Origin of the sequence: Limnobaculum allomyrinae (genome assembly GCF_016649425.1) — a bacterium.
In the GTDB taxonomy this organism is placed as follows: Bacteria; Pseudomonadota; Gammaproteobacteria; order Enterobacterales; family Enterobacteriaceae; genus Limnobaculum; species Limnobaculum allomyrinae.
On record NZ_JADRCR010000001.1, the window covers coordinates 162526 to 179233 of the forward strand.

10 protein-coding genes are annotated in these 16708 nt (G+C 40.5%); 4 read left to right on the forward strand and 6 right to left on the reverse strand.

Features of this window, described 5'->3' with window-relative positions:
- Positions 1-70: 70 nt before the first annotated feature.
- A complete protein-coding gene (locus I2494_RS00690) occupies positions 71-970 on the reverse strand; it encodes a manganese-dependent inorganic pyrophosphatase (RefSeq protein WP_218465873.1) in 900 nt (299 codons plus the stop codon).
- A 212-nt stretch (positions 971-1182) separates the two neighbouring features.
- Here I2494_RS00690 and I2494_RS00695 point away from each other — a divergent pair, with 212 nt between their 5' ends.
- The 3 genes from I2494_RS00695 (at position 1183) to I2494_RS00705 (ending at position 4209) form a co-directional block, all read left to right on the forward strand.
- Complete coding sequence (locus I2494_RS00695) at positions 1183-2121, forward strand: helix-turn-helix domain-containing protein (protein ID WP_218465872.1); 939 nt, start codon at positions 1183-1185, stop codon at positions 2119-2121.
- A gap of 408 nt (positions 2122-2529) precedes the next feature.
- The gene (locus I2494_RS00700) at positions 2530-3192 is read left to right on the forward strand and encodes a DUF3313 domain-containing protein (RefSeq protein ID WP_218465871.1); all 663 of its coding nucleotides are present in this window, start codon (positions 2530-2532) and stop codon (positions 3190-3192) included.
- Positions 3193-4032: 840 nt separating this feature from the next.
- Entirely contained in the window at positions 4033-4209 is a 177-nt protein-coding gene (locus tag I2494_RS00705) for a hypothetical protein (protein WP_218465870.1), read from the forward strand.
- Between the two features lie 288 nt (positions 4210-4497).
- Here the strand turns inward: I2494_RS00705 and I2494_RS00710 are convergent, their stop codons facing one another.
- The 5 genes from I2494_RS00710 to I2494_RS00730 form a co-directional block, all read right to left on the reverse strand.
- A complete protein-coding gene (locus I2494_RS00710; protein WP_168189626.1) occupies positions 4498-5109 on the reverse strand; it encodes a response regulator transcription factor in 612 nt (203 codons plus the stop codon).
- A 386-nt stretch (positions 5110-5495) separates the two neighbouring features.
- A complete protein-coding gene (locus tag I2494_RS00715) occupies positions 5496-7364 on the reverse strand; it encodes a TolC family protein (RefSeq protein WP_218465869.1) in 1869 nt (622 codons plus the stop codon).
- On the reverse strand, positions 7365-8606 hold the full coding sequence (locus I2494_RS00720; protein WP_228350798.1) for an HlyD family type I secretion periplasmic adaptor subunit: 1242 nt from the start codon (positions 8604-8606) through the stop codon (positions 7365-7367).
- Positions 8607-8620: 14 nt separating this feature from the next.
- Positions 8621-10711: a type I secretion system permease/ATPase gene (locus tag I2494_RS00725; RefSeq protein WP_218465868.1), complete on the reverse strand. Its 2091-nt coding sequence runs from the start codon at positions 10709-10711 to the stop codon at positions 8621-8623.
- A 111-nt stretch (positions 10712-10822) separates the two neighbouring features.
- Entirely contained in the window at positions 10823-14488 is a 3666-nt protein-coding gene (locus I2494_RS00730; protein WP_218465867.1) for an Ig-like domain-containing protein, read from the reverse strand.
- A 957-nt stretch (positions 14489-15445) separates the two neighbouring features.
- Between I2494_RS00730 and I2494_RS00735 the strand changes: the two genes are divergently transcribed.
- Complete coding sequence (locus tag I2494_RS00735) at positions 15446-16699, forward strand: HlyD family secretion protein (RefSeq protein ID WP_218465866.1); 1254 nt, start codon at positions 15446-15448, stop codon at positions 16697-16699.
- Positions 16700-16708 lie beyond the last annotated feature (9 nt).

Consider the following 16708-nt stretch of genomic DNA (forward strand, 5'->3'; position numbering starts at 1 on the left):
ACTCCTTCCCGATGGCAGATAGTATTCAGTGTAACGTGAAAATCAGATGGTGGGTATGCACCCTACTTAATTATTTGTCTGCATTCAGTTTTTGGGTTAACCAAGGGACTAACTGTTTTTTGCGACTTAACATATTTTCAATGGTAATCGGTGACTGAGTGATGGGATTGTTTTGGGAAAAGTAGAGGCGGCTCTTTGACCCGGATAAAGACGTTATCATCAAAACATAAAAATTTAATCCTTCACTCTGTGCTCGTTTTTCTATCTCCTGCTGTAATGCGGGTAGTTGGTTTTCAATGGCATAGAAATCGCTAACCTCTATTTGACCAAGAATCAGCTTATAATCTCCAATCTGATAATTTTTTTCGTCTTTTTGTAGTAGACGTTCAATACTAAGCCCACTGATATCAGTTTTAGCGTCCAGCAGTTTAATCGTAAAGGAGTCCAAATCGACATTAGCTATCTGGCTTAGCTGATGAGCGGTTTGTTTGTCTTGTTCTGTCGTGGTGGGAGACTGGAAAGCTACGGTATCGCTGAGTATTGCACCGAGCAGCAGTAATGCATGTGACGGACTTAATTGATAGTCTGGGGTGTGAGTAACAATATTAAAAACCAGCGTGGCACAACAGCCGACTCTTCTTATCCATGCGTCCAGGGGTTCTGTGGTGATTAACGAACCCAAGCGATGATGATCAATTAAACCAATTACCTGACTTTTATTCAGATTCTCAGGGCCTTGTTCTAAATCACTGAAATCAACCAGCCATACAGGTTGATTAGCGATATTGTGTTCAAGCAATGGCGGTGATGCGCATTGTGCCTGTGACAAGATAAATTCGGTTTCTGGATTTAGCTCCCCGAGGCGATAAGCCGTTGCCGGACGACCGGTAACGTTCAGCCAGTTGCTGACAACAATGGCGCAGCATACTGAATCGCTGTCCGGGTTTAGGTGGCCAAATACCGAGATCATAAATCTACCTTATACTGAAGATGAAAAGTGCGGGATGCAGGGGACTTAATTATCAGAGTCTCCGCTAATATTACTATACCTTAAACTTATACAGGTTATGTAAGTCACAGCTTTTGAGATTTCTTATTATAAACTCATTAAATTAATCAGGTGGTTAAGTAGTTATGACATCCTCGTCACGGTATCGGGAAAATATTAGCCATGGATTGGATATGGTTAATAAGATTGAGGTAGTGGAGGGAGGCTACTTTGAACGCAGGATCATGAGTTTTGAAAACAATAATGAAGCGTATAATTTTCGGCTTTCATTAGGTGAAACTCGCCTGGAGTCCGGGCGTCACCTGTCTGCACTCATTGGCAGAGGGAAGGCATCATCGGAATATATTCATTTAGGACTTACTATCAAAGGAGGAGAATATACCCGATATAACGGGATGCCTATTGGTGTCGGTAACTTACGTATTTATCCAGAAGGTTCAGATATTCTTTATCAGTCGATGGGGGAGGCTGAATGGTTTGCGTACTCGATTCCCAGAGAGAAATTACAAAAAGCATTAAATGATTATGATGATGGCAAAATTAAACTGATACCTAATCGGATCATGACATTCCCGCTAAAGGCTGAAAACTACGAACAGTTAAAAACTATGTTTCAGGAGATTCGACAGATGGCCTGTCAGCCCGGAAATATAGAGTTAAGTGAAGATGTCACCAAAATGCTGTCAGCAGCACTATTAAATAGTTTTATTAAGGCTATTTGTGCTTCTGATGGTCAACCTGACTCAATAAAACCAAATAGTCTGGCTCAACTTCACGGGCAATTGATAATGGCAACTGAGCAGTTGATATTGTCGGGGCAGGAAAATAATCTCAAATTGAGCGATCTGGCTAAAGCTACGGGTTATACCTTGAGGGCATTGGAGTTTATTTTTAAAAATTCGGTAGGTATGTCGCCTAAAAGTTGGTTTGTGAATATGCGAATGAATGGCGCATTGCGTGATTTAATGGAGGCTAAACCGAACATGACGGTATCGGATGTGGCTACCCGATGGGGGTTTCAACATCTCGCGCGTTTTTCCGCACAGTACCGTGATATGTTTGGTGAATTGCCCAGTAAAACACTGAGTCGGGTACGCGAACGTAATAAATGAAGCATAAAGTTAAACAAACAGGGAATGGAAAAATACAACCAGCTAATTAAATGAAAGTAAAGTATTGTCCTTCGTCTTTAGCAGCCAGATTAGTAACTTGTGCTGACTATTTTTAGATTAAAATAATCAATTGAAATTATTTTAATATTCATTATATATTGTGCAGTCAATAACGCCTTTTTATTGATATTTCAGGAATAATAATTTTCACGGTAGCCTCATTAATAGCATCTATACTGAGTGTACCGACAGAGAAGGTATTTAAGACCATTGGTTGGGGCAAGATAGCTCTATGAAAGAATAAGAAAGCAATTAACAGATTCTTGCAATCTTCTCTTTTATGTAGAAATAGTGCTCTGCTTAACAAAACAATCGATTTGACGATTACATAATTAGTAGGGGTTAAGTATGTTGGCGATGAAGCATATCTCCGCAGCAGTAGTTATCGGTAGTCTTTTATTAGGCGGTTGTACCTCGAAGGTAGCGGACACTAAAGATTATTCAGGTTTTTTACCTGATTATTCAAAACTGCATAAAGCTGAAAGTGCATCAGGGCAGGAAGTATTACGCTGGATGGATCCATCGTTTAAAGCTCAAAATTATCAGAACCTTTATTATGAACCAATTGTTTATTACCCGGCTCCAAAGCCTAACGCACAAGTTACGCAACAAACCCTGGATCAGGTATTAAATTATACTAACCAAAATGTTAAAGCTGCTTTTGGCCAACGTCTGAATCTGGTTAATTCACCAAAAACACCAAACACGCTGATTTTCCGTGGTGCAATTACCGGTGTTGCTGCCTCTACCGAGGGTTTACAGTTTTATGAAGTTATCCCTGTCGCTTTAGTTATTGCTGGCACAATGGCGGCAACTGGAGAGCGCGATCAGGACACAACCTTACTGTTTGAAGGCCAATTAATTGACGCCAGTACGGGTAAAACGGTATTTGAAGTCGTACGTAAAGGCTTTGGTAAGCAACTGAGTAATGATTCTCAAAAAGTAACCGCAGAAGACTTGAAAAAGATTGTTACCGATATGGCATCGGATATTCAGCGTTACAGAGAGTAAGTTATTTTTGTTTGTACAAGGCGCCGCAGATATCTGTGGCGTTTTTTTTATACATATTGCCAGATACCGTTTCCCCCAACCGCCAGGTTTAGTTGAGTCCAGCCGGACAGAATTGACCTATCACATTGATAGTCCAAATCTTTAATTACAGATATTCTAGTGATTAATGTCGTAGTAATCATATAGTTCTATTTTGACGAAAAAATGTATTGATTTTTCAGATGAAAATTGGTTTTTTATCTGATATAAATTATATGAACAAAATGAACAATAACATCTTATTTACATTGAAGTGACAAAATAGAAACAACAAACTATCTTTATAGTAAGCAGTATCAAAAAGTTAAAGGTTAGCGCTTCTGATACTACCTGTTTTATCCGTACTCATTAGGTTCGCGAGGAGTTCACTATGAAAGTATTATTAACCGTAACGGGTACCGTTTTGCTGATATTTTATTCAACGCTTTTTATTATCAGCATGCCATAGTGTTTGGTATGTAGTAATCGACAAATCTCCACTTAGAGCACTCTGGTGGGGATTTTACTTCTGTTTTTTGACCATCCTTATCTCCCGACAACACATATATTCCCTCGTAATTTATAAAACAATAATTTTATTTTGATTATTTTCATTATAAATCAATGTGATAATTTTATTTCTGGCGTAACCATTTCATTATGAAACGCTTTTGTGTCTATTTCGTTTTATGGATAACGTTGTTACTAAATCGGCGTTAGATTAGCAGCCGTTACTGATGATTACAGGAAAGCTACAGGTTAGCAATAATATTGCCTTTAGCATGCATCGCAGCAATATGTTACTAATGAGGAGTTATTGTTATGGTTGGTGTAATACAAGATATTTTACAAGCAATAGTAGAGTGGTCATCAAATTTTATGATCATATTTTCTTTATGTGCATTTATTCTCCTTTATATATTTTGTGCCATCGGTTTATTTGCTATTTTGAAAGATGGTTCAGAAAGTGATAATTGTGATGATCACTTTAATAGATAGTTGGCTAATAAATATCATAATTTTCCATTCTGACTTTTTTCTAAAAGAAGGCTTCCTGTATTGAGATTATTTAATGTGTGGTTCATTATGTTTATATAATAACTTGATTATAGATTTACCATTGATTAATAAACAGGCAGATAAAGGGTTGTTTTTCATCAAAAGCGTTAACAGTGTTAATAATTTAAAAAATGAGGAGGATGAAAATGTACTTCGATAACATAAGGGAAAGGCAGGGAATTAGTCTCATTCCCTCCTTTACGCCCCCAAGTTTTACATAATAGCTGATTAGATGGAAAAACTACCTAGCTTAAACAGATCGAGAGAATTTTTTATTTCCAGTTTAAACATAATATTATAACGATGAACGCTAACGGTTTTACTACTTATATTTAGCTTTTCTGCGATATCTTTGTTTGACATACCCTGAGTGATGAACTGTAAAATTTCGCGTTCGCGATTAGTTAGCATCGCTGTTTTATTGACTTTATCGTTACACAATTTATTTTTAGGGATGCACTGAAAGCCGTTCATCACCAATTTAGATACCAGAGTCAGTGATTCGATATCGTTAGTTTTATCGATGATACCATCGATTGAAACGTCTAATGAATTGATGATATTGGAGTTTGAGTTTTCAGAAGTCAATCCAATAATTTTAGTCGATGAATTTTCACCATGTATTTCTTTTACCAGTTTATCTTTATCATTATTGATCAGATCAATATTGATTAATACCAGCTGTATATCCTGATTTTTAATCATATCGACAACACCAGTTGTAGAATGAATAGCACCTACGATATCCAGAAAGTCAGTGTTCTTTAAGATTTCACTGATTGCGAAACATACGAATTGATTATTATCGACAATTAATGTCTTTATTTTGCCTTTGTCCATTTTTAAGCGCCTATCGTTGTTTAATACTCGCATCCGTATTTAATGTGTTGAATGCAATGATCTCTATACCAGAAATAGATCACAGAAAATAGATTCATTAACCAGAGTTGTGAACTATTAATAGAGATATATGTATTACTAATGAATAAAATCATCAGGGATTTCTTAATCTGTACGATGCACTAATAAAATCCCTTTATACTAATATGATTACTTATGTTTCAATTTGATATAATTTCCTACCGCAATAATTATATAGATCCCTCATATATAACGGCCTCCTTGGAAGCTTCGCCCATTTTTAACATAAAACACTGAAAATCACTATTCATTAAAATAAATAACCGATCAGTCCATTAAGAACGATTAAATATAATGGTCTAACGCTATTTCTTTCTGACACCAATTAAAAGCAGAGGGTCATCAATCCCTTTAGGTGTGGAACGAATAGCTGGATTAACAGTCGATTCTTTTCTGATATTTTGCTGAGTTATCGCTGCTGGCGTTTGAGCTGGCTGCGATTCAGAGTATTTATATGGTTTAGTGATATAACCATCATTATTATTATTTGGTGCCGGTATAGAAACCTGCGGACGTTCAATAGTGCTGGTTTGAATGTTTTGTGATGGTGTTATTTCTGGTTTGCTAACCACGATCTCTGGTCTGTTAACGACAATATTTTGAACATTTCGTGATGTGGTCGCTTCGGGTTTATTGATTACCGTTGTCTGAACATTGCCTGATGGTACAACGTCAGGTTTAGTGAACGCAGTGGTTTGAACGTTCTGTGATGTCGTGGTTTCCGGTTTGTTTATCGTGGTACTTTGAACGCTTGGTGAATAAATAATTTCCGGTCTGCGTTCTACCGCCTGCGGGGCTGCAGGAATAACCAGTGGTTCCGGTATTATTGTTTCTGCTATCTGAGGTTCCGCGGCTTTCTGAGGCTGTTTATTGCCGCCAAACAGGTTAGAAACTAAATTACCACCGTCGTCTTCTTCAAATTTTACTTTGATATTAAACGCTTTGTTTATCTCACCTAATTCAGAGAATACACGAATAAGCAGAACCCGGAAGTTAAAGTCTGCATTCACTTTATTGCTCATCGTCTGAAAAAGTTCCTGTTCCGAGTTTAATAAATCCAACACAGAACGACGGTTTACTTTGTACTGCTCATGGTAAAGCTCTTTAACTTCCTGAGAATGGAGTATACGTTGAGCATAGATGTTGGACTGATTTTCCTGGCTCAGTGCTTCCTGATACATCTGAGAGACTTTAGTGGATAAATCCTCAATAGATTTTTCAATATTCCAGCGGGCACTTTCTACTCGCTGAGCAGCACCTTTGCTGCGATAGATAGCACCACCACCGTCAAAAATATTACTGTTTACGTTGAGCATCACGACCGTATCATTTTCTCCATTGGTACTCAATTTACCTTGAGAGACGGAGACGCTAAGGGCAGGGAGCCAACTTTTGCTGGTATAAGAATATTCTGCGGCGGCGGCATCCCGGTTTGCTCTGATCGCTTCGACGCGTGGTGAAGCTGAAATTCGTTCTTTCATTTTCACCGCAAGTTTAGCTTTCAATGGACTGACATCAGGAATACTTAGCCCGGAAGGGCGTTTGCCTACTAAAATATAATAATCTTCCTGAGCCGCTTTTAGTTGAGCTTCATAATTTGCCAGTTCTGCATCCAATCCTTTGATCCGCACTTCAACCTGTTCAACATCACCACGGCTATCAACACCACCACTGGCTCTGGCTTCTGCCAGGCCAAGAATGTTGCGATGCTCAATCGTATTTTTCTTATTGATGTCAATTAACTGTTCATATTTCAGAATATTTAAATAGGTCTCAGAAACTTTTGATGACAGCACTTCGGCTTCATCATGTGCAGTGTATACCTCTGACGATTTATTATGCTCGGCGTATTCAACCTGATCGCCAACCCGACCAAAATCAAACAGAGTCTGATCGACTTTTACCGAATAGGTATTGCTGCCATCGCTGTCCTTCTTATTGCTGCGCATGACCTCATTACCCGCATTAACAGAAACGTTGGGTAGCCAGCCGCTTCGGGCTTCGCCAATCGTACTCTCTGCGGAGGCGATTTTTCCTGAATGGTATTTTATCGTTGGTGACCGATTAACGGCCATTTGCAACGTTTCATTCAATGTCTCGGCGCTTGTTTCCGCTGACAGCGTAGAGAAGTAGCTGACAACCAGCGCGAACATGATTTCATTGTATCGAATCACTTATCTTTCCCTCAGCGCTTCTTTGGCTTTATTCAATGGCTTAATCAGATAGTCGAGAACTGATTTTTTCCCTGTTTTGATATCAACCGTAGCCAACATTCCCGGGACAATTTCATGTATCTTGCCGTCCGGTGTTTCCAGAGCAGAACGTTCAGTACGAACAAAGACCTTGTAGTAGTACTGTTCGCGACGTACCTGATCCTGAATGGTATCCGGAGAGATTCGTTCTACTGTTGCATCCATGGTTCCGTATATTGATGATTCATAGGCACTAACTTTCACGATTGCCTTTTGATTTGGGTGAATGAATGCAATATCCCTTGGATTTATTTTTACTTCGATAACCAGTTGATCCTCAGATGGAACCACTTCCATCAGTTTTCCGCCCGGTTCCAGTACGCCACCAACGGTAGTCACCTGTACGTCTTTAACGATGCCTTTTACCGGTGAATTGATAACCGTACTGGTTAACTGGTCTTTTCTTTGCAACAGCTGAAAGTAGATGGAATCCAGTTCATTTTTCTTTTTAACCAGCTCTTCTTTAGCCTGCTCAAAGTAATGGTTGCGAGCTTCAGTGATTTTATTTTTTAGCTCGTTTTCTTCTCTTCTTAAGCGAAGTTCTTCAACCTGGCTTACGGCTCCCTTTACCACTAACGGACGAATCAGGTTCAACTCATTAACCGTCAGTTTTAAGCTGCGTTGCAGGCCCGATATGTTTTCATCCAAACCTCTGCGACGGGTAATGAGCAGGGACATTTCATGGTCAATCAATACTTTGTTATCCGCTAACAGCTCTTCGTCTGACATATCCTTATAGGCGATGCCGCCGCTGAACTCGCGTAGTAACAACAAGAAGTCTGGTTTGCTGTTGTCATCCTTTATTTCTGTGGTTAAACGAGCGATGCTCACTGCCAGCCCTTTAACTTTTGCACCAATTTCGTCATATCCTGCCTGAAAGCGAGTGGCGTCCAGAACCGCTAATTGTTGACCTGCGTTCACCAGATCGCCTTCACGAACCATCAATTCACGAATAACACCACCATCTCTGGCTTGAATTATCTGTGAACGGTTCCAGGTGATAACTGTTCCCTGACCACTGGTAACTTCGTCCAGTTCTGCATAGTTGGCCCATAACAGCAGGGCAAAGCAGGTTAATAAAATCATCCAGATGATATAGGTGTGCTTTTGCACCGGGTCGCCATGCATGCTGATGGTTTTTTTCTTCTTACTAAACAAACTCATTTTCATCATCCTGACTAATTAGTTGCTTGCAGCTTCTGCAATACTTGATCCCTTGGTCCATCAAGGATGATATTCCCCTGATTCATAACAATAACCCGGTCAACCAGTCTTAAAGGTGCCTGTCGATGGGTAACCACCACAAAGGTTTTGTCCTTAATATGATCTCGCAGTGAAGCAACCACATGGTTTTCCAACTTCTCATCCATATTGGCTGTTGGTTCATCAAGGAACAGAACCGGGGAGTTACGCAGCAGGGTTCTGGCCAGCAACAATGTTTGCTTTTGACCACCCGATAACCCCCGACCGCCTTCCGCTATGGACAAATCCAGTCCTTTTCCTGTCTTTAACAGGCTGGCAGCACCGGCAATATTGAGTACTTCAACAATTTGTTCTATGGAGGTTTGAGGCTTACCCATAATTAAATTGTCTCTGATAGTGCCGTGAAACAGCTGGGCTCCCTGTGGTAAATAGGCGATATCGCGGCGAATGTCGTTATTAGAGATATCTTTCATTACCAGACCATCAAGTAACAGCTCACCTTCTGTTGCTTCAGCAATACCTGAAATCAGACGTAGCAGGGATGATTTTCCGGCACCGATAGAACCCAGAATGGCGACTTTCTCTCCCGGTTTAATCTCCAGTCTGTCAATATCCAAGACCATGGGTGCATCAGAGCTGAAGCGATACTTAACGTTTTTTAAACTGAAGTTGCCTTTGATTTCATCGGTATGCAGGGTTTCACTAAATGGCTTTTGATCCAGTGGCTTTTTCAGGAACTCATCTAAACCGGTTTTTGCCATTTTGGCGTGTTGCCAACGGGTTAATACGGATGCCAGTTGTCCTAACGGTGCCACAGTTCTGCTGGACAGAATGGAGCAGGCAATCAGGGTACCGGTAGTGATATCGTTATTGATAACCAGATAAACACCCAGCGCAATTACGCTGATATACACTAACTGTTGTATAAACTGGCACCAGTTAGTAATCAGGCTTGACCAATGTCTTTGTTCTAAAGAGATTTGAGCCGTGGTGGTATTACATTCATTCCAGGTACGCAGGAAACGATCTTCAGCCTGCATGATCTTAATGTCTTCCAGACCTTCAACCGTTTCTACCAGCATGGCGTTACGAATAGCACTTTCACGAATACCTTTTTGAGATAAACGGGACAGAGGCCACTGAGCAATCAAGCCGGGAATAACCACCAAAGGAATTGCCAGTAATGGAGCAAACGCCAAAGGACCGCCAATAAATGCAATCACGGCAATAAAGATCAGAATAAATGGCATATCCACCATAGCGACGACCGTTGTTGACGTCAGCAATTCACGGATATGTTCGATTTCTCGCAGTTGGGCAACAAAGGCACCGGTGGAGTTTGGACGGGCATCGTTTTTCATTCTCAATGCCCGGGAGAAAAACATGCCGGACATAAACAGGTCAGTTTTCTTTCCGATAGCATCGGCCAAATGGCCTCGGGCAAGACGTAAACCCATATCCATCAGCAGGGCAACCATGACCCCAATAAACAGAACCCATAATGTTGAATAGGATTGAGCCGGAATAACCCGGTCATAAATCTGCATGGAAAACAGGGCGCTGGAGAGGGCCAGAATATTACCAAACAAAGCACCCAGTGCAATTTGTCCATAAAACTTGGTGTCTTTAGCAATTAATTGAAATAACCAATTACCTTTATAAGGTTTAAGGAACTCATCAACACGTTTGTCTTCTATTCTTTCTTTTGGATAAATTAACCAGAGAGCGCCATCTCTCATTAATTCCAGTTGTTCTAAATTAACCTGCGTTTTAACATCCGGAGATATAGGAAATGATAATGTGGCATGAGTTTCATTAATATCATATACCACAACGGCTTGGTTATTTTTTAATGGCACTAATACAGGGAATAATAGCGCAGGAATTTTTTCTAATTTCTCATTAACTTCTTTGCACTGTAACCCAATGTAATTTATCAGGTTATACATTACCTCATCGCGTTCACCACCATTCTGAACGATATGTTTTAAATTATTAGTGCTGACATTAATGCCTAACTCTTTGGCAACAATCGTCACGCATTCATTCCATGGAGAAAAATCCATAACCAATCCTTTGAATTAATATTCATATAACGGCTAACTTATTAATTAATTACTATTAATGAATAGTAATTAATTAATAAGGGGCGAAGGAACTCGCCCCTGAGAGAGGTATTAAATTACAGCGATAGTATTTTGTACCCAAACCTGAGCGTCTTCGTCTTTATCGTAGACATACAGGTTATATTGCACACCAGACTTGTTAGCGGTTGCAACGTTAGTCCAACTGGTTAAATCCAGGTCGACTTTGTCATTTGCATCACCTTTAACAAACAGGTGCTTATCATCGTTCAGCTTAATCAGATCTTCATACTTAACATCTAAAGTCAGTGCAGAAGTGTTATTCAGATCGATTTGATCGATGTTATGCAGCTTGTTCAGCGTTGTTGAATCAATGGTCTTAGCTGATTTATCTTCAAATACAACTGTGTCAAAACCATTGCCGCCATCGATAGATTTAAATCCATCAGACATGACCAGAATGCGGTCATCACCATCGTTAGCAACAACATTAGTCACGCCATTACGTGCATCAATAACGTCATCACCGTTGGTACCAACAGCGGATTCTAAAGTGCCTTTGATGTAGTGACCTGGGTTAGAAACATCCCCACCGGTTTCACCTGCACCACGTACTGAACCATCGTCGTTATAAGTACGGCTGTACAGGTTACCGCCTGTCTCAGAAACTTCAGACCAGGTAACAGCGAAACCGCCACCAGCCAGAGCAACAACAGAAGGCAGAGAACAAATACCCGGATCGTCAACGCCTTTATCAACGATGATTTCATCGGTGATAGCATGACCACTCATATCGAACACACGAGACACAACGTGAGATTCACCCTGAGTTGTCACAGACGCCCAGCTAACAACGTAGTTACCATTTTCCAGAACGGTAATGTCGTTTGCACCCGTTAAGGAGCCAGCAAGTACGCCCTGAGCACCATCAGTAGTGCTGTTAACTACGGTTGGTTGTGCATCAACAGCAACCAGTTTGCCACCCAACAGTTGGAAACGTTGAACTAATACGTCACCCATATCACTGCCGGTTACACGAACCCAGGATACCGCGAAGGTGCCATCAGGTAGTGTGATGATCTTAGGTGAAACGTCAGCAGAACCTCTTGGAGCATCAGTATTCAGCGTAGCGCCATCAAGTAAGATCTTACCCGTATTGAAATCTACAACAGAGATCTTCAGGTCAACCGGGTTTTTCAGTAATTGATCGATAGACCAGTCTTTACAAGCCTGCTGCCAGATTACGGCATATTGACCGCCGCCCAGATCGGCACCAACTAAACCTTCGCTGTCGCTGGTTGGATCATTACCAAAGATCCAGTTAACTGCTTTATCGAAAATACCATTGCTGGTAGTGATATAGCCGTTTTCAGTGAAGAATCCACCCAGAGAGAAGTCATGTGGTGCTTCAGTATTTTCACTGACTTTAACCAGATTGCCATTGGCATCCTGAGCGTAACGAACGCTGTACAGGTTTGCGCCAGCTTCGAAAGCATTCAGGTCGAACCAGGTCAGAATGGTGTCAACGAAACCTTCAATTGGTTGAACGGCCAGATTCAGAACGCCTTCAACGATCCAGTCGATAACTGAACCAACAATAGGAATACCTTTTAATCCTAATGCGTCCATGAACTCTCTGACAAAACCAGAAACGTCAGCGTTCTCAACCATGTTTTCCAGGTCTAATGGCTCAATAAAACGGGTGCCGGTAAATACAACGCTACCGTCTTCCATTTGAACAATCGATGAGCTCAACAGGCCCTGACCAAACAGCACAGAGTAGATACGGTCAGTCAGACCATTTACAAACAGGTCAACTAACGCTTTAAAATCGGTATCAGGCAGGATGTTCAGGAAATCAATGGTTTTCAGTGCATTGGTCATGAAGTCTGCAATCGGATTCACAATACCTGACAGGGTATTGGTGATCAGATTTGCTAAACCGTCTGGCAGTAAACTGGTCAGCAGACCATTCATACCGCCGATATCACCGGAAGAGGCGATAACTTGTGGACCAGAAGTGATTTCTGCGCCATCAGCAGAGAAACGTTGGAATACAACATCATTACCGGTATAGCTTGAAGGATTTTCGTTTCTGGAATACAGAACGGTAATTGCACCATCAACCGGAGAAACCGCAACGTCAAAGTTACTTAAGTAAGCTTTAGCGCTGTCACGGCTGTAGCCATCAGCGACATTTTTCTCACCCAGAGTCAGTTCAGAAACCATTTGACCACTGGCATCAAAAATCTTGACTTTGATGTCATAGAATTTAGAACCAGCAGCTTCAGCTTGTGGGTAAGCTACCAGATATCCGCCGTTTGGCAGAGCACGGGTAATTGAAATTGGCGCATCAATACTGTTATCAATTTCAATCTCACGGATATCAGCAACAATAACTGACATGTCATAAGGTTTTTGTTCGAAAGTGATATTTGCAGTGTTTTCTTTGCTTGGGCCGCTAACCGGGGTATTGATAACGGTTTCAACGCCAAAAGAATGGCTACCAACAGGTAAATCAGTTGCTTTAATGCTCCAGTTACCATCGGTACCAACAGTGGTAGTACCGATAATGGTATCACCATCCATAACCTGAACTACAGCGCCTGGCGTACCCAGACCGTGCAGAGTAGGAGAGGTGATTTCTGTCGTGGTAGACAGATCCATCGCATTGGTGCCGTCACTCATACCTAATACAGTTGCTTTAGTCGCTACTGGAATAGTTACTTGAGAAACGTTATTTAAATCATCCGCCAGGCTGATGACGCTGGTACCTGGAACGAGAGTGGCGCCATTCTCCAGGGTAAATTTGTAGTTACCGTTGTCGTCTGCTTTGACGGTGTATTCAGCAGTACCGTCACCATTCAGATCCAGCTTAACAACAGCGCCAGCTTCAGTTTTACCGGTGATAACCGCTAAATCCTGAGAAACAGTCATTGAAATGAAGTCAGGTGCGGTTGCATCGATAACGGTGCTAACCTCAATTTTTTCACCTTTACTATCTAATACCCAAACGCTAACGGTTGCGCCATCAGGAATAGATGTTGGGGTAGGGAAAGACCAGTTGCCATCAGCATCAGTGGTTGCTGTATAGTCGTAAGTACCATCGTTATTAATATCAATGTAGACGGTTGCGTTTTTAGCATCACTGGTACCCGTCAGGCTTGAACCATTAGAACGGTTCAGAGTGATCAGCGTTGGGTCAGTCACTTCACTTGGGTTAGGGTCTGGCGTAGGATTTGGATTGACACCGCTGGAGCTATGTCCATTATCATCATCATTTGCCAGGGCAATCAAACCAGCTATACCGGCAGCACCTAAGCCCAATGCAACAAACAGACCGGTGTTGTCGTCATCACCGGCAGCGGCCGCTTCTTCGCCGCGCATTTCATAATAATCCCAACCAGAGATAACTTCTTTTAACTGCTCAGGAGTATAGGCAATAACTTCGCTACCATCAGCATAGAGTCTGTCATCACCAAGAACGATCTGCTTTTCCGGTAAACCTGACTCAGCACTATTATCAATGGTTAATGAACTCATGCCTTGGTCAGCTGAGCCGAAGAAGTTATCTACGTTGATCACTTTACCATCAGCAGTGTTCACAACTAACTGTGAACCAGAACGTGACATGTGGGTGATAGCGCCGTCATTGGCTTCCACGAAAAGGCGAGTACCTGGTGTTGCACTGATTTGTGTTGAACCCGTCAGTGAGACTTCTTCAACGGCTTGTCCTGCTTTTTGTACGTATAGTTTCATATCCATAACCTATATTTGAGGTGTAAAAATTAGCGTTTAAAATTAAAAATAGTCCCGGCTACAAAAAAGCTAATTTTTTTCCATTAAATCGTAATTAACTATAATTTTTTAAGTGCGCAATTAAGATGCCTTTCAATTCAGAAAGACTCACTCTCCTAATTTAGACTTAGGGGCCTATTACACACCGGGTAAATTTATCAAAAAAATCATGTAATGCAAATTATAAGAAAAGATAAAATAGTGTTTTTACTATAAAATAAGCGTTTATTTATTTATAGTTAACCATTACTTATTATTGGTTTGTTTTTTGTAAATTTTAATTGCAAATGTATTTATATTTCATTTTAATTAGCTTTAGTGAGTTGGGTTTTTACTTGTTTCTATGTAAATCCCATTGTATTTATGATGTTGCTGGCTTATTGTTTTATTGGTCATTACTTAATGATGCGTTGTTGATCTAAATATTTTTAGTTTGAAATGCATTCCTGATAGCTATTGGATTTGATAGGTTTTGAGATCGATTCTTATAAGATGAATTATTCTTATATGTCTTTAAGAGATGAGTGTCATTCATTTTTAAACTTAGCATATATTGCATTGGGTAGGAATATTGTTATATCCTTTTATCGGTGGCTCATAAAATCCATTTATATTACAAAAATTGAGATCAATACCTATTTTTATAGGTGATTAATTTATTTTAATTAAGTCTTGTCTTGTTTTTTTTAATTGGATTTTAAAGGGTTGCTTAAGGTTTTTAAGTTAAGTGTTCGATATATTTATAACAAAATTATATTAAATTTTGGAATGGCTTATTTTTATAAAATTGAAGTCAGTTATCGGCTTGTAAATTGATGAGGCAATAAGCAAATTTATCAATTTTTCAGCGTCATATTAATCAAGAATATATCGCCAGTAATCTAGTTAACGTAATAATTATTAAGGATAAAATGGCTTATGGGGCTATTTCGCCAGGAGGCGCTTCAGGCAGAAAAGCAAAAGTGGCTTGGCAGCGTTATGTTAAGTACGCCTTTAACATTGAAATTTTTTACTGCTTTTGTTTGCGCCATTACTGTATTTATCGTGCTTTTTTGCATTTTGTTTTCTTATACGAGAAAACAGACTGTTACAGGACAGTTAGTACCCGATCGTGGAGTGATCAAAGTCTATAGTCCGCAATACGGTGTAGTGACAGACAAAAAAGTAAAAGAGGGAGAGCAGGTCAAAAAAGGGGATGTGCTCTATATCATTTCCAGCGAAAGGGAGTCGCAAAACAGTAGTGGTACTCAGCAGGCTATTAGTACTCAGATTCAGTCCAGACTCGAGTCTCTGAATGAAGACTTAGCTAAGAACCAAGCCCAATTTATCGCTGAGAAATCTTTGCTGCAAAATTATATTCGGCAGTTAAACGATCAGGTTAATACCTTAGATAAGCAAATAGTTAATCAGCGTAAAATTTTGCAGTTGGTTCAACGCCGCCAGCAGCAGTATCAAGAGATTTATAAGAAAGAGTATATCTCTCTGGAACAATTTGAACGGGTGAAAGAGGAGCTATTGCAGCAGCAAAGTGCCCTGAGTAGCTATGAACGTGAGAGAATTAATGCTCAGAAAGAGCTGGCGGGAAGGCAATCTGAGTTGGATGGATTATTGCTGAAGTTTGATAAACAACAGGCACAGATCGATCGCAATATCTCGACGACCCGACAAGAGCTTGCTGAAAGCGAAGCTAAACGTGAAATTACTATTCAGGCTCCACAAAGCGGCACGATAACCGCAGCCGTGGCTCAAACCGGGCAATTTGTGGATAGCAGTAAGCCAATGGTCAGTATTGTTCCTGAAAACTCACTTTTGATGGTTCATCTTTATGCGCCAAGCAACGCCGTGGGTTTTATTCAGGAAGGCGCTGAAGTTTGGCTACGTTACCAGTCATACCCCTATCAAAAATTTGGTCAATACCGTGGCGAAGTGGTGTCTATTTCTAAGGCGGCTTTATTGCAACATGAATTACAAAGTACCACGAATGTGGGTAATGAAGCCTCGCTATACCAAATCGTAGTAAAACCGGATAAGCAATTGATTAGCGTTTATGGAAAAGATAAAGCGCTACAGCCTGGTATGGAACTGGAAGCGGATATCACACTGGATAAAAGAAGACTCTACGAATGGGTATTGGAACCCTTGTTGAGTATCACCAAGAAAGCGACTGACTAAGGGTTAAAG

Coding starts and splice junctions, on each gene's coding strand:
- I2494_RS00690 (WP_218465873.1), bottom strand. CDS start 970: ATGATCTCGGTATTTGGCCACCTAAACCCGGACAGCGATTCAGTATGC.
- I2494_RS00695 (WP_218465872.1), top strand. CDS start 1,183: ATGGTTAATAAGATTGAGGTAGTGGAGGGAGGCTACTTTGAACGCAGG.
- I2494_RS00700 (WP_218465871.1), top strand. CDS start 2,530: ATGTTGGCGATGAAGCATATCTCCGCAGCAGTAGTTATCGGTAGTCTT.
- I2494_RS00705 (WP_218465870.1), top strand. CDS start 4,033: ATGGTTGGTGTAATACAAGATATTTTACAAGCAATAGTAGAGTGGTCA.
- I2494_RS00710 (WP_168189626.1), bottom strand. CDS start 5,109: ATGGACAAAGGCAAAATAAAGACATTAATTGTCGATAATAATCAATTC.
- I2494_RS00720 (WP_228350798.1), bottom strand. CDS start 8,606: ATGAGTTTGTTTAGTAAGAAGAAAAAAACCATCAGCATGCATGGCGAC.
- I2494_RS00725 (WP_218465868.1), bottom strand. CDS start 10,711: ATGGATTTTTCTCCATGGAATGAATGCGTGACGATTGTTGCCAAAGAG.
- I2494_RS00730 (WP_218465867.1), bottom strand. CDS start 14,488: ATGAAACTATACGTACAAAAAGCAGGACAAGCCGTTGAAGAAGTCTCA.
- I2494_RS00735 (WP_218465866.1), top strand. CDS start 15,446: ATGGGGCTATTTCGCCAGGAGGCGCTTCAGGCAGAAAAGCAAAAGTGG.